At 66.1% G+C, this 18239-nt stretch carries 21 protein-coding genes and 1 tRNA gene; 7 read left to right on the top strand and 15 right to left on the bottom strand.

Going from position 1 to position 18239, the window contains the following annotated elements; all coding sequences use genetic code 11:
* Positions 1 to 2: 2 nt before the first annotated feature.
* Both WC585_RS01350 and WC585_RS01345 read right to left on the bottom strand, forming a co-directional pair.
* Entirely contained in the window at positions 3 to 689 is a 687-nt protein-coding gene (locus WC585_RS01350) for a lysophospholipid acyltransferase family protein (RefSeq protein ID WP_373255732.1), read from the bottom strand.
* Positions 686 to 2527 carry an ABC transporter ATP-binding protein gene (locus WC585_RS01345; protein WP_373255731.1) on the bottom strand — a complete coding sequence of 614 codons (1842 nt, stop codon included), beginning with the start codon at positions 2525 to 2527 and terminating at the stop codon, positions 686 to 688. The genes WC585_RS01350 and WC585_RS01345 overlap by 4 nt, the downstream gene beginning before the upstream one ends.
* Positions 2528 to 2609: 82 nt before the next feature.
* On the opposite strand from WC585_RS01345, the gene WC585_RS01340 reads away from it, so the two are divergent.
* The gene (locus WC585_RS01340) at positions 2610 to 3275 is read left to right on the top strand and encodes a protein tyrosine phosphatase (RefSeq protein ID WP_373255730.1); all 666 of its coding nucleotides are present in this window, start codon (positions 2610 to 2612) and stop codon (positions 3273 to 3275) included.
* 3 nt (positions 3276 to 3278) lie between these two features.
* Here the strand turns inward: WC585_RS01340 and WC585_RS01335 are convergent, their stop codons facing one another.
* From WC585_RS01335 to WC585_RS01280, 12 genes are all read right to left on the bottom strand, one after another.
* Positions 3279 to 3518, bottom strand: coding sequence for a hypothetical protein (locus WC585_RS01335; protein WP_373255729.1), 240 nt, complete (start codon positions 3516 to 3518; stop codon positions 3279 to 3281).
* A 60-nt stretch (positions 3519 to 3578) separates the two neighbouring features.
* Positions 3579 to 3824, bottom strand: a complete 246-nt coding sequence (locus WC585_RS01330) for a DUF4170 domain-containing protein (RefSeq protein WP_373255728.1) — start codon at positions 3822 to 3824, stop codon at positions 3579 to 3581.
* A gap of 27 nt (positions 3825 to 3851) precedes the next feature.
* Positions 3852 to 4649, bottom strand: a complete 798-nt coding sequence (locus WC585_RS01325) for a 3'(2'),5'-bisphosphate nucleotidase CysQ (protein WP_373255727.1) — start codon at positions 4647 to 4649, stop codon at positions 3852 to 3854.
* On the bottom strand, positions 4646 to 5998 hold the full coding sequence (locus WC585_RS01320) for a TldD/PmbA family protein (RefSeq protein ID WP_373255726.1): 1353 nt from the start codon (positions 5996 to 5998) through the stop codon (positions 4646 to 4648). Before WC585_RS01320 ends, WC585_RS01325 begins: the two co-directional genes overlap by 4 nt.
* A 49-nt stretch (positions 5999 to 6047) precedes the next feature.
* Positions 6048 to 6458, bottom strand: coding sequence for an MAPEG family protein (locus WC585_RS01315; protein ID WP_373255725.1), 411 nt, complete (start codon positions 6456 to 6458; stop codon positions 6048 to 6050).
* 3 nt (positions 6459 to 6461) lie between these two features.
* Positions 6462 to 8291 carry a M14 family metallopeptidase gene (locus WC585_RS01310; RefSeq protein ID WP_373255724.1) on the bottom strand — a complete coding sequence of 610 codons (1830 nt, stop codon included), beginning with the start codon at positions 8289 to 8291 and terminating at the stop codon, positions 6462 to 6464.
* A gap of 85 nt (positions 8292 to 8376) precedes the next feature.
* Positions 8377 to 9000, bottom strand: coding sequence for a hypothetical protein (locus tag WC585_RS01305; RefSeq protein WP_373255723.1), 624 nt, complete (start codon positions 8998 to 9000; stop codon positions 8377 to 8379).
* Between the two features lie 61 nt (positions 9001 to 9061).
* Entirely contained in the window at positions 9062 to 9388 is a 327-nt protein-coding gene (locus tag WC585_RS01300; protein WP_373255722.1) for a hypothetical protein, read from the bottom strand.
* A gap of 94 nt (positions 9389 to 9482) precedes the next feature.
* Positions 9483 to 11012: a UbiD family decarboxylase gene (locus WC585_RS01295; RefSeq protein ID WP_373255721.1), complete on the bottom strand. Its 1530-nt coding sequence runs from the start codon at positions 11010 to 11012 to the stop codon at positions 9483 to 9485.
* A gap of 9 nt (positions 11013 to 11021) precedes the next feature.
* On the bottom strand, positions 11022 to 11657 hold the full coding sequence (locus WC585_RS01290; RefSeq protein WP_373255720.1) for a Pr6Pr family membrane protein: 636 nt from the start codon (positions 11655 to 11657) through the stop codon (positions 11022 to 11024).
* Positions 11658 to 11799: 142 nt separating this feature from the next.
* Positions 11800 to 12048 (bottom strand): helix-turn-helix domain-containing protein, encoded by a 249-nt coding sequence (locus WC585_RS01285; RefSeq protein WP_373255719.1) that lies wholly within the window; start codon positions 12046 to 12048, stop codon positions 11800 to 11802.
* Between the two features lie 83 nt (positions 12049 to 12131).
* Positions 12132 to 12980 (bottom strand): aldo/keto reductase, encoded by an 849-nt coding sequence (locus WC585_RS01280; protein WP_373255718.1) that lies wholly within the window; start codon positions 12978 to 12980, stop codon positions 12132 to 12134.
* Between the two features lie 124 nt (positions 12981 to 13104).
* On the opposite strand from WC585_RS01280, the gene WC585_RS01275 reads away from it, so the two are divergent.
* The 4 genes from WC585_RS01275 to WC585_RS01260 all read left to right on the top strand — a co-directional run bounded on the left by WC585_RS01275 (position 13105) and on the right by WC585_RS01260 (position 15394).
* Complete coding sequence (locus tag WC585_RS01275; protein WP_373255717.1) at positions 13105 to 13347, top strand: DUF3297 family protein; 243 nt, start codon at positions 13105 to 13107, stop codon at positions 13345 to 13347.
* Between the two features lie 76 nt (positions 13348 to 13423).
* A complete protein-coding gene (locus tag WC585_RS01270; protein ID WP_373255716.1) occupies positions 13424 to 14863 on the top strand; it encodes a M20/M25/M40 family metallo-hydrolase in 1440 nt (479 codons plus the stop codon).
* Positions 14864 to 14937: 74 nt separating this feature from the next.
* Entirely contained in the window at positions 14938 to 15258 is a 321-nt protein-coding gene (locus WC585_RS01265; protein WP_373255715.1) for a hypothetical protein, read from the top strand.
* A gap of 51 nt (positions 15259 to 15309) precedes the next feature.
* Positions 15310 to 15394, top strand: a tRNA-Leu gene (locus WC585_RS01260).
* A gap of 13 nt (positions 15395 to 15407) precedes the next feature.
* On the opposite strand, the gene WC585_RS01255 is transcribed toward WC585_RS01260, so the two are convergent.
* On the bottom strand, positions 15408 to 15590 hold the full coding sequence (locus WC585_RS01255; protein ID WP_013269402.1) for a DUF3606 domain-containing protein: 183 nt from the start codon (positions 15588 to 15590) through the stop codon (positions 15408 to 15410).
* A gap of 146 nt (positions 15591 to 15736) precedes the next feature.
* Here WC585_RS01255 and pyk point away from each other — a divergent pair, with 146 nt between their 5' ends.
* Both pyk and WC585_RS01245 read left to right on the top strand, forming a co-directional pair.
* Entirely contained in the window at positions 15737 to 17176 is a 1440-nt protein-coding gene (gene pyk, locus WC585_RS01250) for a pyruvate kinase (RefSeq protein WP_373255714.1), read from the top strand.
* 16 nt (positions 17177 to 17192) lie between these two features.
* On the top strand, positions 17193 to 18233 hold the full coding sequence (locus WC585_RS01245) for a DNA adenine methylase (RefSeq protein WP_373255713.1): 1041 nt from the start codon (positions 17193 to 17195) through the stop codon (positions 18231 to 18233).
* Positions 18234 to 18239: the final 6 nt, after the last annotated feature.

Raw genomic sequence — 18239 nt, 5'->3', positions numbered from 1 at the left:
ACTCAGACCCGTTCCAGACCGGTGATGGCGTCGGCTTCGGCCTCTACGGCGTTCAGCCGCTCGGTCCAGGCGAAGGCGACGTCGGCCAGCTCCGACCCGTCAGGATAGTCTGCGACGTCCCAGACGATGGCCCCCTTGCCGAAGGGCAGGGGCAGAACCGCCTTGTCCCAGCTTTTCAGGCGGATGGCCGGCTTGCACGACATGCCGATGAACAGGACGGGGGCCTTGGACAGCCTGGCCATAAGCGGCAGGCCCTCGGCCATCTGCCTCGCCGGGCCACGCGGGCCGTCGGGCGTGATGGCCAGGGCCCCGATCTTCAGCTGTTTCAAGCCGTCACGAAGCGCCTGGGTGCCGCCCTTGGCGCGATCCGCCTTGTCCTTGTTGGCCGAGGAGCCGCGCACGGCGGGAATGCCTTGCAGGGCCACGGCCTTGGCGATGAACTGGCCGTCGGGGCTGAGCGAGATCAGGGCCTTGGCCGGTTGCGCCCGGTCCAGCGGCCAGCACGCAGGCGACAGGCCGATGCGTGAATGCCAGAAGGCGCACAGGACGCCGCCGCCTTGCGCCCAGACCGCCTCGGCCACGCCCTCGTTCTGATGCGTCCAGCGCATGGTGGCGAAGCAGAACCGCATCCACTGGGCCAGCAGCCAGGCGAGGACGGCCTGAATGATCGGATTGCGCAGGGGCCTCATGCGACGGTGTCGACCGTGGCGACGTCGCCGTCCAGCGACTGCTGCCGGGCCAGGCGGGCATAGAGACCACCCTGGCGGACGAGGCTGTCGTGGGTGCCGGTCTCGATGACCCGGCCGGCGTCGATTACATAGATGCGGTCGGCATTGCGGACGGTGGACAGGCGGTGGGCGATCATCAGGGTGGCGCGGCCCTGCATCAGCCGGTCCAGCGCCGCTTGCACCAAAGCCTCGCTCTCGGTGTCTAGCGCACTGGTCGCCTCGTCCAGCAGGACGATGGGAGCATCCTTCAGGAAGGCCCGGGCGATGGCGACGCGCTGGCGCTGACCGCCCGACAGTCGCAGGCCGGCCTCACCTGCGCGGGTGGCATAGCCCTCAGGTAGGGCGGTGATGAAGTCATGGGCAGCCGCGGCCTGGGCGGCGGCGACGATATCCTCTGCCGTCGCGCCGGGGCGTCCGTAGGCGATGTTGGCAGCCAGGGTGTCGTCGAACAGGAAGGGCTCCTGCGTCACCAAGGCGATCTGGCTGCGAAGGTCCTGTAGTTTCAGCTCGCGAATATCGCGGTCGTTGACGGTCACAGACCCCGTCGTGACGTCATAGAATCGCGGCAGCAGGGACAGGATGGTCGACTTGCCTCCGCCCGAGGGGCCGACCAGAGCCACGGTTTCGCCCGGCGCGACGGTCAGGGAAACATCGGACAGGGTAGGTGCACCGCCTTGCGTCGCCGGGGCATAGGCGAAGGAGACGTTGTTCAGGGCGATGGTGGCAGGACCGGGCTCCAGAGGCGCGGCGTCGGCGGCCTCGCGGATTTCGGGCTGGATATCCAGCGCCCCAAACAGACGGCGCGCGGCCGTCAGCCCTTCGGCCATGACGGTCTGAAGGTTGGTTACCTGACGCAGCGACTGCCCCGCCGCCATCAGCAGGCCGATGAAGGCGGCGAAGGCCCCGACCGTCATCTCGCCGGACTGGGCTCGCCAGCCCGCATAGGCCATGACGGCGGCGACGATGATCATGGCGACGAGGTTGGAGAACGGACCGGCAAAGGCGCGGGCGTCGGCGGACTTGATCACATGGCGCTGGCGACGGGAGACGACCTCGCCGACGCGGCCCTCCTCGGCGGCTTCGCGGTTCTCGATCTTGATCAGGCGGACGCCGTCCAGGTTTTCCATCAGGGCCGTGGAGAGGTTTTCGGTCTCCAGCATGGCTCCGGTGGTGGCCTTGCGCGTCCGCTTGCCGAAGCGGCGGATCACCAGACTGATCAGGGGCGCACCCAGCAGCACGATCAGCGTCAGCCGCCAGTCCGTCCAGGCCATGTAGGCGATGACCGCAATCAGGGTCAGGCTGTGCTGGGTGTAGTTGACCACGCCGTTGGTGAAGGCCTCGCGCACCAGATTGGCGTCGAACAGCACGCTGGAGACGAAGCCGCCGGAATGCTGGCTGCGCAGCCGGGCCAGGTCGGCCCGGATCATGGCCCCGAACAGCTTGACCTGAATATCGCCGACGATGCCGTGGCCCAGCCGGTTGACCAGAAACGCCTGACCCAGAGCCGCGACGGTCCAGATCAGGGCCAGACCGACGATCAGCGACGGGATAGCGACCAAGGCCTGTTCGGGCGCGATGGTGAAGACGTTCCAGACCCTGACCGGCTTGCCCAGGAACAGGCCGTCGATGGCCGGTTGCAGCAGTTGCAGAACGGTTGCGGCCATGATCCCGACCACGGCCGCGCAGACGATCGACAGGATCAGCGCGGACCGGTGATGTGAGAGATAGTCGCGCCAGATGCGCGCCAGCAGCGGGCGCAGGCGTTCCTTCTCTTGAGCGGCGGGGGCAGACGTGGTCATCGCTCCGAGGTCGGACGGCTGGACGGGGAAGTCAAGCATTCGCCGGGATGACGCGAGCCGGTTGAGCCTCTATCTGCACAGTATGACACGCTACGATCTTTCCACGCCCGGCGGCCGGTTCAAGGCGCGGTGGGACTATGTCTGGAAGGATCATGCCTTTCTGAGGCGGTGGTTCATGAACGCCCACTGGCTGGGGCCGGATCTGGTGCGGACCAACCAGCCGTCGCCCAGGCAACTGGCATACTGGAAGTCGCAGGGCATCAGGACGATCATCAACCTGCGCGGCGCGCGGGATGAGGCCTATTATGCGCTGGAGAAGGACGCCTGCGCGCGCCTGGGGCTGACCCTGATCGATGCGCCGCTGGATTCGCGCGATCCGCCGCAAAGGGATCGGGTGCATCGGGCGCGTGAGCTGTTCCGGACGATCGAATATCCAGTGCTCATCCATTGCAAGTCCGGCGCGGACCGGGCGGGGATGATGGCGGTCTTCTATCGCCATTTTCATCTCGGCGAGCCGATCAGCGTCGCGATCGAACAGCTGTCGAAGAAATATCTGCACCACCGCGAGGGGCTGACCGGTGTGCTGGACTATACGCTCGAGAAATATCTGCGCGAGGTCGAGCCGACGGGCGTCAGTTTCATGGACTGGGTCGATAGCGACGCCTATGACCCGAAGGCGATCCGGGCCGAGTTCAAGGCCGGATGGTGGGGGACGATCCTGACCGACAAGCTGCTGCGGCGCGAGTAGGGTTCAGCCCCAGGGGCCGGATTTTGGCCCGGGACCGGAGCCGGGCTGCGTCGGATCGGACTCGCCGTTCTCGGCGCGGATTTCTGCGTCGCGGCGGGCCTTGCGCTCGGCTTCCCAGTTGCGAAACCAGTGGGCCCACTCGCGGTCGCCTTTCCAGCGCATGACCCACAGCACAAGCACCATGAGCAGGCCGACGAGGGCGACGATTTCCTGGGTCTCGAAGGTGCGACCGAAGATATTCATGGACGAGCTTTCGCTTTGGGTGGACCAAGGTCCATCCTACGCCCCCCGACGCGGATTAGCCTAGTGCGCGTCGCCGCGTGGGTCGATCATGCGGTGGGCGTGCAGGATGAAGTAGCGCATCAGGGCGTTGTCGACCGTGGCCTGGGCGCGGGCCTTCCACGCCTTCTTGGCCTCGTCATAGCTGCCGTACGCTCCGACAAACTCGACCTTGGTCAGGTCACGGAACACGGGCGCATCCAGGTGACGCAGCTCGCCGCCGATGACGAGATGCAGCAGTTGCGGGGTTTCGGTTCCGGGCGTGGTCATGGCGGCGTCCTTGGGCAGGCTGACAATCTAGCGGGGCGCGAGGGGAATAGGCGCTGTACGTCGCACGATCAACGGGTGAAGGGCCGGGGCGCTGCAGATCAGGCTGTTCTGACGCGGATCAGCCTGGTTGAAGCGCCAGGGCTCGCCGTGGTGGTCGCTGACGACGGCCCCGGCTTCCTGCGCGATCAGGGCCCCGGCGCAAATGTCCCAGTCCCATTTGGGCGTCAGGGCGATGGCGGCATCGAAGGCCCCAGCCGCGACCAGCGCCATGCGATAGGCGATGGCGTTGCGCTTCTCATAGCGCATGGGCGGCCAGGGCTCGTCCCAGTGCGGACCCTCCATCAGCCGTGCGTCGGCCAGAACGGAGGCATCGTCCAGATCGTCGGTGTCCGAGGCTGTGATCGGCTGTCCGTTCAGCGTCGCCCCGCCGCCCAGGGTGGCACAGAAGGTCTCGTTCAGGGCGGGGGCATGGATGACGGCGGCGACGGGCCGGCCATCCTCGACCACGGCGATGGGGATGCACCACCACGGCTTGCCCTTCATGTATGCGACCGTGCCGTCGATGGGGTCGACCACGAAAATGCGGCGGCGGGCCAGACGCTCGGCACTGTCCTCGCTCTCCTCCGACAGCCAGCCATAGTCGGGGCGGGCCGACAGCAGGACATCCTTCAGCACACGATCCACGGCCATGTCGGCAGAGGTGACGGGCGACCCACCGGGCTTGGACCAGGTCTTCAGCCCGGCTTCGCGCTCAGCGAGGGCCAGTTCGCCCGCCGCCAGAGCCGCGTCGCGGATCAGGGCCAGGTCGGTGGCGTAATCGCTCATTTGCCCGCGATGGCCACGGCGTCGAACAGCAATGACGGGCTGTTGAAGCTGGAGCGGAACTCCAGGTCCGAGCCGCGCTGCATCCGGCTCCAAAGGTCGATCAGATTGCCGGCGACGGTGATCTCGCTGACCGGATAGGCGATCTGGCCACCCTCGAACCAGAAGCCGGACACCCCGGCAGACCAGTCGCCGGTATTGCCGTTCAGCGACGGACCGAACATGGAGGTGATCAGCAGGCCCGTGCCCGCGTCGCTCATCAACCCATCCTGATCGCGCTGACCCGGCTCCAGGTGCAGATTGTGGGTGGAGACACCCGGAGGCCCCGCGGATCCGCGCGAGGCATGACCCGTCGAGGCCAGGCCCAGCTGGGCGGCCGAGGCGCTGTTCAGCAGCCAGGTGGTCAGGATGCCGTCCTCGACGATTGCGCGACGCTCGACCGCCACACCCTCGTCGTCGAAGGGAGTGGAACCATGGCCGCGCGGTCGGAAGGGATCGTCGATCAGGTCCACCCCGACCGGCAGGATGCGCTGGTTCAGCCGGTCCTTCAGAAAGGAGGTGCCGCGCGCGATGGACGGCCCGGAGATGGCTCCCAGCATGGGCGAGATCACCTGCGTCGCCATGCGGTTGTCGAAGATGACGGGTGCGGTGGTCGAGGCGATCTTGCGCGGGCCGACGCGGGCCACGGCACGCTGACCGGCGCGTTCGCCGATCCAGCCAGCATCCGGCAGGTCGGACAGGTGGCGGGCGCTGCGCCCCTCGCTGCCACGCTCCATCCCGCCGTCCTTTTCGGCGATGACACCGACGCCGAGCGAAAAGGAGGAGCCGTGATAGGCCCCGTCGAAACCGTCGGAGGTGACGAGACGCCAGCGGCTGGTGGAATGCGAGGCGTGGCCGCCCTCGGACCGGGCAACACCGGGGATGGCCAGGGCAGCAGCCTCGGCCTCGGCAGAGACAGCCTCAAGCTCGGCGGCACTGCGCTCGGTGGGGTCGAACAGGTCCAGATCGGGGAAGGGGCCCTTGGCGAGGCGATCCTTCGGAGCCAGACCGGCATAGGGATCTTCGGGGGCCAGCCGGGCCATGGCCACGGCGCGCTCGATCAGGCGGGCGCGGGTCGGCTCGGACAGGTCGGAAGAGGACACCGTCGCCTGACGCCGTCCAATGAAGACCCGCAGACCCAGGTCGCGGCTCTCCTCGCGCTCGACGTCCTCCAGTGCGCCGTTGCGGACGCCGACGGACAGGGCTGCGCTTTCGGAGGAGACCGCCTCGGCGGCATCGGCCCCGGCGCGAAGGGCACTGGCGACGAGATCATGAAGAATGTCGGGGGAGGCGGCAGTCTGTGGGGAGGGCATGGCCCGATATGGCGGACGGGGCGGCTGATCGCAACGGCGCGGGCGCGTATCAGCCCACGAAGGCGTGCACCACCAGCATGGCCCCGGCCAGGATCAGGGCCACGAAGGTCAGAGCCATGCCGATGACCCGACCCGGCGTCGGCTTCTGATCCGACAGGCTAAGCGCATGGATCACCCGACCGGCGAACAGTAGCCCGCCGACCATATGCAGCGCATAGGCGGGCAGGCCCAGCAGGGTCAGGACGGCCAAGGCCGCGATCCCGATCGGTATGTATTCCGACGCATTGCCGAACACCCGTCCGGCCAGAATGACCTGGGCATTGCCGCCGTCCCCCAGCAGAACCCGGTTAGAGCGCCGCGCCAGTACGACCCGCACCGACAGCGCCACCATCAGCAGGATCAGCAAACCGCTCCACAGGGCGGCGGCCTGGGCCGGTGACATCTGCGTCAGGAACGACATGGCTCAGCCCTCGCGACCCACAGGATACAGGCGGTAGTGGTCATCATAGAACGGCGTGCGCTCATAGAACCACTGCAAACGCGCGTCGCCGTCGGCGGCAAAGGCGGGCTCGGCGGCCAGCTTGGCCTCGAACTCGGCCTTCAGCGCGGGGTCTGCCGCCAGCATCCGCTCGGCCAGGGGAGCTATGGCATAGCCCTCGATGTATTCCACGCGGCTCAGCACCTCGGGGAAGAAGCCCCAGGCGAAGAAGCTCTCGCTGGACTGCGGCTCCAGCAACAGCACGACGATGTCGCCCAGCGGCTGGTCGGTCGGCACGCGGACGGAGCCTGTCGGGAAGGACCAGTTTCTGCGTTCGGGCGTGACCCCGGAAATGGCGACGGCGACGTGACCCTCATTGGCGCGGGTGGCCAGGCGTGGGTCGTTCAGGCGCAGCATCTCGACATCGACGGCTCGCGGTTCTGTCACCGTTTCCATCTGGATACCGTGCATCGCCAGACGCTCGATAATGTCGGTGCGGTATGACGGCACCCAATAGGCGGCGGGGCGGCGCAGGGTCAGGCTGGGGTGGGAGCCATAGAAGGGCATCTGCCACAGCTCCGGATCGGGCTGGCCCGACCAGCGGATTTCCCTGCGGCCCGAGGCGGGGCTGTCATAGGTGTCGTACAGGATGCCCTTGAACGGGCGCGTCGAGGACGGCGCTTCGTCCTGAACGAAGTTGGCCGGAATTTCGGCAGGGCGCAGCGCGCTGTCCGCGGCGATGGCGGTGCGCAGGTCGTTGCCCCGGTCGGCCAGTGTCCGCATGGCCTGTTCGAGGAAGACATAGGTGCCCAGCACGCGCTGTTCGTGCGGCTTCAGGCTGTGGTTCTCGATCAGGATGGTCGGCACCCGCGCGGCCGAGCCCCATCCGTTGGAAAACCGTTCGCCCAGGCCGCCATCGTTCAGCCCGGCGCGGGGATTGGCATCGTCCTGACCAAAGACAAGCTCGCCGGGGATATGCCCTTGTGCTTTCAGAGCCGCGTTCATCGCCGGCTTGAACGCCTGATCCAGCCAGGTCGCGATGGCAGGCGAGCGGCTATAGCTGCCGTTCTCGCCGTTGTAGCCGTAGGTCACGTCGTACTGGTAATCCAGGCCGTCGGTGACGTGGATATCGACGTAGAGGTCGGGCTTGTACTTCAGGATCAGACCACGCACGGCCCGCATTTCGGGCTGGTCCAGCTTCAGATAGTCACGGTTCAGGTTCTGGTTGGTGGCCGTGTTGCGCCAGCCCTGGATGCGGGGGCCGCGCTGGTTCGGACGGGAATAGGCGGAGGCTCGCTCATGCCCATCGACCGACAGGATAGGAATCAGGATCAGATTGACCCGGTCCAGCAGGTCGTCGCGGCCATAGAAGGCGATGTCGCGCAGCAGCATCATGCCCGCGTCCTTGCCGTCGATCTCGCCCGGATGGATACCGGCCTGGGCCAGAAGCACGGGCTTGGACGGATCCAGCGTGTCGCCGTCCTTCGATGCGATGACGGCATAGATCGGTCGGCCTTCCGGCGAGGTGCCGAACTGTTCGATGCGGATCAGGTCGGACGCCGCATCCAGCCGGTCGAACCAGGCGCGGGTGTCGGCATAGTTCGGGCTGAAGTCGTGGCCGGCATCGGCCTCGAAGGCCGTGACCCACGGGTCGGAGGTATCGCGCAGCAGGCTTCGGCTGGCTCCGTTCCAATCAGGAGCTGGCGGCAGGAACGGCTGATCCCATGGCGCGGCATTGGGAACCGAGGGCGACTGGGACATGGCGGGACTCGCTACAAGGGCCGCAAGCGCGGCAACAAGAATGGCAGGGCGCATGGCGGAAGTCCTGTTCCGATTGGGCTGTGATGGCAAGCGCTGGATACCCGTTCGTCAGCGAGGATGTGGCTGCCCTGGGCCGTACTTAGCCACCAAAGGCTGGTGACCACCCGCCTGAAGCAAACAGCATGTGTGCTGCTCGCGTCATGTTCCACATCGTATAGGCCAGGACCACAATAAGGGCCGCAATGACCACCTTTCGCTGTGGGGCAAAGGCGGCGACGCCGGTGGATACTGCAAAAATGCCCACGCCTATGATCAGTCTGATGGACCAGACGGCGGCCCAACTCGGATCAGCCAAGGCCAGAAACCCCAGCAAAATCCAGACGATGGCGTTGGCAGCCAGGACGCAGCCGAATACCAGTTGCCTGTGAGCCCAGAAATGTTCGTCCAGATCAATGCGCGTCTTTACCCCCTCCGCGCTGACTCGGGGAAAGGTCACACTGGCCGCGATGTAGAAGGTTGCGGCGACGACCAGGCCAACCAGCAGCAGCACCGGGTTGAAGGGGGCTCCGCGAAAGAACACCCAGGCCTGGTTCCAGAAGGTTGCCAGGTCGATGGCGACGAACACGGCCAGAAGCGGCGTCAGCCAACCGAAGCGGACGCGATGCCGCTCATGCAGGATGCGCGCGAGACCCCCGACCAGCTCGGCGACCGACAGGCCCAGCAGAAGGCCGTAGAAGCTGAAAAAGAACTCGAATGCGCTCATCTGGCCCCCAGGCCCTTTACTCTGCATAGAGCGAGCGGCCAGGGGCCGAGACGGAACTGGATCAGCGGTTCAAAAGTGTCAGCAGGCGATCTACATCGCGTTGGGCTGCGGCCCTTCGGCCTTCGTGCTGGGCGAGTTGACGCCGCTGGGAGTCTGTCAGGGTTCCCGTTTGCTCTTCGACGGCCTTGAGTTCGGCAATCTTGCTGTCGAGTTCAGCAACACGATCCTCGGCCTCCATCAACGAAGCTTCGCGACGCTCCGTAAGATTTGGGCGATCGCGTGAACTCGCTCCGCGACCCACCATTACCTGGGCATCGGCTATTGTGGCGGTGGTAACGACGGGCATGGCGGTGGCCAGTGCAAGCGTGGCAACAAGCAGCAATTTCATCTCGTAACCCTAAACTGAATGACGGCGTTGCCGGACCCTAGATTACATTTCCGTCACATGTGAAGCGGGTTTCGGACACAATTTCGCAACTGTGTCATTTCCATATCGGTGATTGGTCGCCGGGGAGGCCAAGACGGCCCCACATTTCTGTCACACGGGCCACGACGTCGTTGTCCATTCGGATCTCCTCACCCCACTCGCGCTTGGTTTCCGGCTCCCACTTGTCAGTGGCATCCAGTCCGATCTTGGACCCCAGACCGCTCTCAGGACTGGCGAAGTCCAGATAGTCGATCGGGGTGTTCTCGATCAGGGTGATGTCGCGCGCCGGGTCCATCTTGGTGGAGATGGCCCACATGACCTGCTTCCAGTCGCGGGCGTCGATGTCGTCGTCCACGACGATGACCCATTTGGTGTACATGAACTGGCGCAGATAGCTCCAGACGCCCAGCATGACCCGCTTGGCATGGCCGGGATAGGCCTTCTTCATCGACACCACGGCGATGCGGTAGGAGCACCCCTCGGGCGGCAGCCAGAAGTCGGTGATCTCGGGGAACTGCGCGCGCAGCAGGGGAATGAACACCTCGTTCAGCGCCTCGCCGAGGACAGAAGGCTCGTCCGGCGGGCGACCGGTGAAGGTGGTCAGATAGATGGGGTCGCGCCGCATGGTGATGGCCGTCACCTGGAAGACCGGGAAGGTCTCGACCGAGTTGTAATAGCCGGTGTGGTCGCCGTACGGGCCCTCGGGCGCATGCTCGTCCAGCAGGACATGGCCTTCCAGCACGATCTCGGCGTTGGCAGGTACCATCAGCGGCACGGTCTTGCAGGGCACCAGCTCGGCCTTCTGTCCACGCAGCAGGCCCGCGAACTGATATTCCGACAAGGTGTCCGGGACCGGGGTCACCGCCGCCAGTATGGTGCCCGGATCGGCCCCCAGAACGACGGCGCAGGGTAGGGGTTCGCGCTTTCCGGCCTTCTTGTGCCGGGCATAATGCTGGGCCCCGCCACGATGGGCCAGCCAGCGCATGATCGCCTTGTCCTTGCCCAGCACCTGCATGCGATAGATGCCCAGGTTGAAGTCGTCCTCGCGGTCATCGCTGGGTCCTTTGGTGACCACCAGACCCCAGGTGATCAGCGGGGCGGGCTCGCCGGGCCAGCAGCCCTGGACGGGCAGGGCGGTCAGGTCGATCTGATCGCCCTTCAGCACCACCTCCTGCACCGGAGCCTTCTTCGCCACCTTTGGCCGCATCGACATGACGGTCTGGGCCAGCGGCAGCATTTCCATGGCGTCCGACAGGCCGCGCGGCGGGGTCGGGTTGCGCAGGAAGGCCAGCAGTTCGCCGACCTCTCGCAGTTCGGCCGCGGTGGTGCGAACCTTCTTCTCCATGGTCACGCCCATGGCCACGCGCTTCACCGTGCCGAACAGATTGGCCAAGCAAGGAATCGGACTGATCGAGCCGTCGGGCATGACCGGCTTTTCGAACAGCACCGCCGGCCCGCCGTTGCGCAGCAGCCGGGTCTGGATCTCGGTCATCTCGAGGTGGGTGGAGACGGGCTCGGAGACGCGAACCAGTTCGCCCTCGGCTTCGAGCATCGCCATGAAGTCGCGCAGGGATTTATAGGCCATGCTGGTGGATTAGGCGGACACGGGCGTCCTGTCACCTGACGGTAGGCTGCGGTCGATCGCCACGACCACAAGGCCAACCATCAGGAAGAAGATCAGCAGTCCGCCGAAATAGGCGGCAGTCCGGGCCAGGCCCAGTTCACTGACGTCTACGAACCAGTAGGGCCACCAGTCGGAGGCAAAACCGTGAACCAGGGTCCAGCCGCCATAGGCCAGGGGAAACAGCAACCACCGCGCCGGATCACGCCAGGTCAGCTGTCCGCGCGGCACGAAGGCCAGCCAGTCGATCAGCATGGCGCTGGGCATGACGTAGTGCAGCAGTATGTTGACCACATACAGCCAGCCCTGCGGAGCCCAGGTGGCATGCAGCAGGAAGTGATACACCAGCCCGACGACTACGGCATACATGGTCACTGCCGCCCTCACGCCGGGTGACGCCATCGCCCGTCCAGCCCCGGTGCGGCTCGCGACTACCGGCAGCAGCATCGCCAGCATCACCAGAACATTGGTCAGGATGGTGAAGAAGCTGAAGAAATTCAGGGTGAGGGCAGCGATACGGCCCGGGTCTGCGCCGATCATTAATGCGTACTGAACAACGAGCGCGAACAGGCCGACCAGGGCGAACACGCCGCGCCATAGGGTCTTCATGACAGGACTAGTCCCAGGCAGAACTCGAGCCCTGCGATGAAGCCCAGTGCCGCTCCGGCCTTGACGGCGGCCGGGTCGCCCCGGCCATCGCGCCATCCAGCCTTGAAACCTCGCCAGACCTGAGAGCGTCTCCACGGCATGGTCAGTAGGCCCGCGTGTCCGACGTCAGCGCCCAGAGCGGCAGGCGAAGGGCGCTGATCGCCGTGCCGATCCGTAGGCTGTTCAGATGAGCCCGGCCCGCCTCGATGCGGCGCTGCTCCTCGGGCGTCATGTCCATCAGCCGTGCCAGGTCTTCCACGCTCAGCCCCCGTCGCTCCCGCCAGTGCTTCAATCGGGCACCGACCGCCGCGTCTGCGGGATCGACGACTGGAAATCCATGCACAGAACCCATGCGCCACTCCCTTGAGCCGCTCCATTCAAGGTGGTGGAGCGATGACGTTGCCTTGGCCTATCGGCCTGTCTGCGCGGGCCTGATCACCATTCGTGGTCCCATTCAAAGGCCTTGTCCAGCCAGTCGCCCAGGCGCCCGTCGGGCCGGGCCAGGGCATGGATGCGGTCCATGTCCTCGTCGGTCAGGGCGAAGTCGAAGATGTCGAAACTCTCTTGCGCCCTATGCACCTTGGTCGTGCGCGGGATGGCGATGACGTCCTGCTGGATCAGCCAGCGCAGGGTGACCTGGGCGGCGGACTTGCCGTGATGGTCGCCGATTTCCTTCAGCGTCGGGTCGTCGGCCACATTGCCCTGGGCCAGCGGGGACCAAGCCGTGATGGACGACCCCAGCTCCCGGGCCGTTTCCAGCAGTTGCGTCAGCTTGAGGTAGGGATGGTATTCGACCTGGTTGGTGATCAGGCGTGCCTTCGATAGCGCCTGCGCTTCGCGGAACTGGGCCGAGGGGAAGTTGGACAGGCCGATGTTGCGGGTGAAGCCCTTGTCCTTGGCTTCGTTCAGCGCCCCGATCGTCTCGGCAAACGGCGGCGTCGTCTTTGGCCAATGCAGCAGCAGCAGGTCGGGGGTGAAACCCAGGCTGGTGGCGGATTCCTCGGCCTGCTTCAGCAGACCGGCGTGGTCGAAATGCTCGACCCAGATCTTCGTGGTCAGCCAGATGTCCTCGCGGGCGACATGCCCCGCCGCGATCGCGTCGCGGATGCCGTCGCCGACGGCCGCCTCGTTCTTGTAGATCCAGGCCGTGTCGATGTGGCGGTATCCGATCCTCAGGGCCTCGGCCACCATGCGCCGCGCGTCAGCCGGCTCCAGCTGCCAGGTGCCGAAGCCGAGCAGGGGGATGGTGTTCCCATCGACGGTGATCGTGGCTTGGTCGGTCATGAGGGCAGCTCCGGCGGGGGGAGCTGTTTAACTAGGCAGCGATGCCGAGGTTTCAACCGGCCTTGGCGATGGGGGATGCGTCCGCTAAAGCCCGCAGCCTGATGTCTTGCCCGAGCGTAATCCCATGACCGACCTTCCCGACCGCCTGTCCGTCGATCCCGACAGCCCGTTCCACGACGCCGATCTGCTGGCCAAGGGCATCGGCGTCCGGTTCAAGGGCGAGGAAAAGACCAATGTCGAGGAATACTGCATCTCCGAAGGCTGGGTCCGCCTGGCTGTGGGCAACCGCGTCGATCGCCGCGGCAAGGCGCTGACGGTGAAGCTGCAGGGCTCGGTCGAGGCCTGGGTCAAGGGCGAAGAGGCCTAGGTCACGATAGGCGCTTCCCGCGAAGCGAGGCGCTCGTTACGGTTCGCTCTGCCTTTTTGAGTCTCCCGGAGCCGTCATGCGCCTGTCCGCTCGCCTACTCTGCGCCAGTGCGCTTGCTTTTGGTCTGTCCGTCGCCCCAGCCCTGGCGCAGGACGCGCGCACCATCCGCGAGGCCGAGCAACTGCGTGACCGGGCGCTGGACAGCAATGTCGCCTACGATCTGGTGTCCGAACTGACGACGCGGTTTGGCCCGCGCCTGGCGGGCTCGGCCTCGGAACAAGCCTCAGCACGCTGGGGGGCGGACAAGTTCCGCGAAATGGGCTTCGACAACGTCTCCATCGAGCAGTTTCCCCTGGCCCTGTGGACACGGGGCGAGGCGAGGGTGGAGATCGTCGGGCCCTTCGCCCAGCCTCTGAATATCGTCTCGCTGGGCGGGTCCATCGCCACCCCGGCGGAAGGCATCGAGGGCGAAGCGGCCATCTTCGAGACCTATCAGCAGCTGTTGGACCAGCCCGAGGGCGCGCTGACCGGCAAGATCGCGATCGTGCTGCAGGACACCGTCCAGGCCCAGGATGGGCGCGGCTATGGCGCGACCTCGCCCATTCGCGGTGCGGGCCCGACCGAGGCGGCAAAACGCGGGGCTATCGGCTATGTGTTGCGCTCTCTGGGGACGCACGACCATCGCTTTGCCCACACGGGTGCTACGCGGGTAGGCGAGGGGACCATCCCCGCATTCGCCATGAGCCCGCCGGACGCAGACCAGCTGCGCCGGATCGGGCGGCTGTCCGACGAACCGCTGCGCATGCGCCTGTTCTCCAACGCCGGTTTCACCGCTGACAGTGTCAGCCAGAACGTGGTGGGCGAAGTGCGCGGCTCGGGCCCGGATGCTGACGAAGTCATCGTCGTCGGCGGCCATCTGGACAGCTGGGATCTGGGGACCGGGGCCATCGACGACGGCGCAGGCGTGGCCATCACGGCCGCCGCCCTGAAGCTGATCGAGGATATGCCGCGCAAACCGCGCCGCACCATCCGCGTCGTCTGGTGGGGATCCGAAGAGGTCAGCCAGCCGCCGCCCGCCCAGGGCCTGGCCGGGGCCCGTCACTATGCCGAGACCCGACGCGATCAGATGGCGAACCATGTCGCCATTTCCGAAAGCGACTTCGGTGCCGGCCCGATCTACAGCCTGGCCCTGCCCGCAGGCGCAGCCGACACCGATTTCCGGCGCGCGGCGCAAGGCGTGCTGACGCCGCTGGGCGTTCTGTTCGATCCCGCTCCGGCGACGGGCGGCGGACCGGACACAGGCCCGACCGTGGCGCTCGGTGTGCCCGCCTTCCGCCTGAACCAGGACGGTACGGACTATTTCGACACCCACCACACCGCCGACGATGTGCTGGACCGGATCGATCCGGAGGCCATGACCCAGAACGTCGCCGCCTGGGCCGCCTTCCTGTGGTTGCTGGCCAACTCCGATGTGGATTTCCGGGCAGCCGCGGCCGCGCCTGCGCCGTCGAATTAGGGACTCGTCAAACCCCGTTCGGATAGGTCAGGCTGAAAACCTCGGTTCAACCGCTCGAATCAAATGGGGGCACCATGAGCGACTATGATCCCGTCCGGTATCAGGACACCCGCAATGAAGGTGGCCCGCCGCCCAGCACTGGCCTGGCCGTCGGTTCCCTGATCACCGGCATCATTGCCCTGGTGCTGTCGCTGATACCGTTCATCGGATTCATCTCCTGGATCCTGGCACCAGCCGGGCTGATCATGGGCGTCATCGCGGTCAACAAGCCGGCGGGCAAGGGTCTGGCCATCGGCGGAATCGTGACCTCGGCCATCGCCCTGATCATCTGCATCCTGTGGGTCGTCGGCATGGGCGCGCTGATGGGCACGGCAGCTACCAGTAGCGGCTATTGATCCCGAGCCGCATGGCCGAAGCCGTCCGGCGCTGCTAGACAGTCCGCGCCTGCGAGCGTGGCGAAATTGGTAGACGCAACAGACTTAAAATCTGTCGGCTTCGGTCTTGCGGGTTCGACCCCCGCCGCTCGCACCATCGGCTGATTTTTTCAGCGTTTCTTGCCCAGTTCGGCGGCGATGTCCTTGACCATCCGGCCGGCCTTGCGGTGGGCAGCGGTGATCTGGTCGCGCGTCACGCCCCAGCGCTTCATCCAGTATTCGACGGCCTGACGCTCGGACAGGTCCAGCCGGTCCTTGTCGATGAAGCCGCGCTTGTCCTTCAGTCCGGCCATGATCGGCGCTCCGTGTGAGGCCCCGAAAGGCCGTTTGGCCTGTCCATAGCGCATAACTTCGTGTTTCGCGCGGCGATCGCGCCTTAACCGCAGCGCGTTTCATGGGCACAAGAGGGCATCATCCCTTTCGCCCGCATGGATATTCGATGATCAGAGCTCGCCGCGCCCGCATCGTCGCCACCCTGGGACCGGCCAGCCGCGCGCCCGGTACGGTCAAGGCCCTGGCCCAGGCCGGGGTGGACGTGTTTCGCCTGAACTTCAGCCACGGCACGCATGAGGATCATGCGGCGGCGCTGAAGGCCGTGCGGGGCGCGGAAATGGCGCTGAAGCGGCCTCTGGGCGTGCTGGCGGACCTGCAAGGACCCAAGCTGCGGCTCGGTCGATTTGCCGAGGTCGAGATCGACGTCAAGCCGGGGCACAAGATGCGGTTCGACCTAGACCCGACGCCCGGCGATGCCACGCGGGTGGAGATGCCGCATCCGGAAATCTTTAAGGCCCTGCGGACCGGCATGCTGCTGTTGCTCGACGACGGGCGGGTGCGTTTGCGTGTGGGCGAGCGCACGGATGAATGGGCCGATGTGACGGTCGAAAGCGGCTCCAAACTGTCGGATCGCAAGGGTGTGGCCGTGCCCGAGGCGGTTGTGCCAGTCTCGGCCCTGACGCCCAAGGACCGCGAGGACCTGGCCTTTGCCCTGCGCATCGGGGTCGACTGGGTGGCGCTCAGCTTCGTCCAGAAGGCCGAGGACATGGCAGAGCTGAAACAGCTGGTGAAAGGCCGCGCCGCCTGCCTGGCCAAGATCGAAAAGCCCCAGGCCCTGGCCCAGCTGGACAGCATTCTGGACTATTGCGACGGCGTTATGGTCGCGCGCGGCGACCTGGGCGTCGAGCTGGAGCCGGAAGAAGTGCCGGTGGCCCAGAAACGCATCATCCGCGCCGCCCGCCAGCGTGGCGTGCCCGTGATCGTGGCGACCCAGATGCTGGAGAGCATGACGGGGGCCCCAGCACCGACGCGCGCAGAGGCTTCGGATGTCGCCAATGCCGCCTATGAGGGGGCCGATGCCCTGATGCTGTCGGCCGAAACCGCGTCGGGCCAGTACCCCTTGGAATCGGTGGCGGTGATGAGCCGGATCATCGAGCGGGTCGAAAGTGATCCCCTGTGGCCCAGCCTGATGGATGCCGAGCACGCCGGCATGGACGATATCGACGCCGACGCCCTGGTCGCGGCGGCGGGCAAGGCGGCTCAGGCTCAATCGACGGCCTGTATCGTGGTGTTCACGACCCTGGGCGGGACGGCCCGGCGGATGGCTCGCGAGCGGCCGTTGCTGCCGGTGCTGGCCCTGACGCCCAATCCGGACACGGCTCGCCGTCTCGCCCTGGTCTGGGGGCTGGAGACGCGGCTCGGCAAGGAGCCGACCAGTCTGGAAGACGTCACCGAGGATGCGGTCAAGAGCGCCATGACCTATGGGTTGGCGAAAGCAGGTCAGAGGGTGCTGATCCTGGCCGGGACGCCCTTCGGTGCGCCGGGGGCTGCGAATCTGCTGCGACTGGCCCATGCTCCGGCGAAGGGCGGCAAGTCGCGCGCCTGATCCTACGAGGATCGGCATGATCAAATACATCGGTTCCAAGCGGGCGTTGCTGACCCAGATCACCACGGCGGTCAGTGGTCGGCTGCCCGACGGGGGGCTGGTGTGCGATCTGTTCTCCGGCACGGCGCGGGTCGGCCATGTGCTGAAAAAGCAGGGCTTCCGCGTCTGGTCCAATGACGTCAACGCCTATGCCCATGTCTTGGCCACCGCCTATGTGCAGGCGGATCGCGAGCGGTGGGAGACGAAGGCCGAGACGGTGCTGGCCGAGTTGCGGACGGTGACGCCCCGGGCGGGATGGTTCACCCGCGCCTTCTGCGAGGATGCCCGCTATTTCACGCCCGAGAACGGTGCGCGGATCGATGCCATGCGCGACCGGATCTCGTCCATGGCCCTGGAGCCCGAACTGGAAGCGATCGCCCTGGTCAGTTTGATGGAGGCTGCGGACCGGGTCGATTCCACCGCCGGGGTGCAGATGGCCTATATGAAGGCCTGGGCCGCGCGGGCGTTGAAACCGCTGGAACTGCGGATGCCCGATGTTCTTCCGGGCGTGGCGGCGGGGCCGTGCCGGGCGACCCACCGGGATGCGGTTGAACTGGCCACCGAGGTCGAGGCCGATCTGGTCTATCTGGACCCGCCGTACAACCAGCATTCCTATCTCGGCAACTACCACTGCTGGGAAAGCCTGGTGCTGTGGGACAAGCCTGAAACCTACGGCATCGCCAACAAGCGGATCGACGTGCGCACCCGCAAGAGCGCCTTCAACAGCCGCCCCGGCATCGGGCCTGCGCTGAAGGCCGTGATCGACGGGGTGAAGACCCCCAACCTGGTCGTGTCGTTCAACGACGAGGGCTATCTGTCGCGCGATCAGCTGGTCGAGATGCTGTCGGCGCGGGGCGAGGTGCAGGTCATCGAGATCCAGCACCCCCGCTATGTCGGGGCCCGCATCGGCATCCATAATCCCAAGGGCGAGAAAGTCGGGACGGTGGGACGGCTGAGGAATGTGGAGTATCTGTTCGTGGTCGGCGGTCGGCCTCTGAAGCTGGCCGACGCGGCCTGAGGCGCT

The organism is Brevundimonas sp. (genome assembly GCF_041648055.1).
In the GTDB taxonomy this organism is placed as follows: Bacteria; Pseudomonadota; Alphaproteobacteria; order Caulobacterales; family Caulobacteraceae; genus Brevundimonas.
This window is presented reverse-complemented; position numbering and strand designations above follow the sequence as displayed.

What these genes read in the sequence shown, in the direction of transcription:
- WC585_RS01350 (WP_373255732.1), bottom strand. Translation starts at nt 689, where the DNA reads ATGAGGCCCCTGCGCAATCCGATCATTCAGGCCGTCCTCGCCTGGCTG.
- WC585_RS01345 (WP_373255731.1), bottom strand. Translation starts at nt 2,527, where the DNA reads ATGACCACGTCTGCCCCCGCCGCTCAAGAGAAGGAACGCCTGCGCCCG.
- WC585_RS01340 (WP_373255730.1), top strand. Translation starts at nt 2,610, where the DNA reads ATGACACGCTACGATCTTTCCACGCCCGGCGGCCGGTTCAAGGCGCGG.
- WC585_RS01335 (WP_373255729.1), bottom strand. Translation starts at nt 3,518, where the DNA reads ATGAATATCTTCGGTCGCACCTTCGAGACCCAGGAAATCGTCGCCCTC.
- WC585_RS01330 (WP_373255728.1), bottom strand. Translation starts at nt 3,824, where the DNA reads ATGACCACGCCCGGAACCGAAACCCCGCAACTGCTGCATCTCGTCATC.
- WC585_RS01325 (WP_373255727.1), bottom strand. Translation starts at nt 4,649, where the DNA reads ATGAGCGATTACGCCACCGACCTGGCCCTGATCCGCGACGCGGCTCTG.
- WC585_RS01320 (WP_373255726.1), bottom strand. Translation starts at nt 5,998, where the DNA reads ATGCCCTCCCCACAGACTGCCGCCTCCCCCGACATTCTTCATGATCTC.
- WC585_RS01315 (WP_373255725.1), bottom strand. Translation starts at nt 6,458, where the DNA reads ATGTCGTTCCTGACGCAGATGTCACCGGCCCAGGCCGCCGCCCTGTGG.
- WC585_RS01310 (WP_373255724.1), bottom strand. Translation starts at nt 8,291, where the DNA reads ATGCGCCCTGCCATTCTTGTTGCCGCGCTTGCGGCCCTTGTAGCGAGT.
- WC585_RS01305 (WP_373255723.1), bottom strand. Translation starts at nt 9,000, where the DNA reads ATGAGCGCATTCGAGTTCTTTTTCAGCTTCTACGGCCTTCTGCTGGGC.
- WC585_RS01300 (WP_373255722.1), bottom strand. Translation starts at nt 9,388, where the DNA reads ATGAAATTGCTGCTTGTTGCCACGCTTGCACTGGCCACCGCCATGCCC.
- WC585_RS01295 (WP_373255721.1), bottom strand. Translation starts at nt 11,012, where the DNA reads ATGGCCTATAAATCCCTGCGCGACTTCATGGCGATGCTCGAAGCCGAG.
- WC585_RS01290 (WP_373255720.1), bottom strand. Translation starts at nt 11,657, where the DNA reads ATGAAGACCCTATGGCGCGGCGTGTTCGCCCTGGTCGGCCTGTTCGCG.
- WC585_RS01285 (WP_373255719.1), bottom strand. Translation starts at nt 12,048, where the DNA reads ATGGGTTCTGTGCATGGATTTCCAGTCGTCGATCCCGCAGACGCGGCG.
- WC585_RS01280 (WP_373255718.1), bottom strand. Translation starts at nt 12,980, where the DNA reads ATGACCGACCAAGCCACGATCACCGTCGATGGGAACACCATCCCCCTG.
- WC585_RS01275 (WP_373255717.1), top strand. Translation starts at nt 13,105, where the DNA reads ATGACCGACCTTCCCGACCGCCTGTCCGTCGATCCCGACAGCCCGTTC.
- WC585_RS01270 (WP_373255716.1), top strand. Translation starts at nt 13,424, where the DNA reads ATGCGCCTGTCCGCTCGCCTACTCTGCGCCAGTGCGCTTGCTTTTGGT.
- WC585_RS01265 (WP_373255715.1), top strand. Translation starts at nt 14,938, where the DNA reads ATGAGCGACTATGATCCCGTCCGGTATCAGGACACCCGCAATGAAGGT.
- WC585_RS01255 (WP_013269402.1), bottom strand. Translation starts at nt 15,590, where the DNA reads ATGGCCGGACTGAAGGACAAGCGCGGCTTCATCGACAAGGACCGGCTG.
- pyk (WP_373255714.1), top strand. Translation starts at nt 15,737, where the DNA reads ATGATCAGAGCTCGCCGCGCCCGCATCGTCGCCACCCTGGGACCGGCC.
- WC585_RS01245 (WP_373255713.1), top strand. Translation starts at nt 17,193, where the DNA reads ATGATCAAATACATCGGTTCCAAGCGGGCGTTGCTGACCCAGATCACC.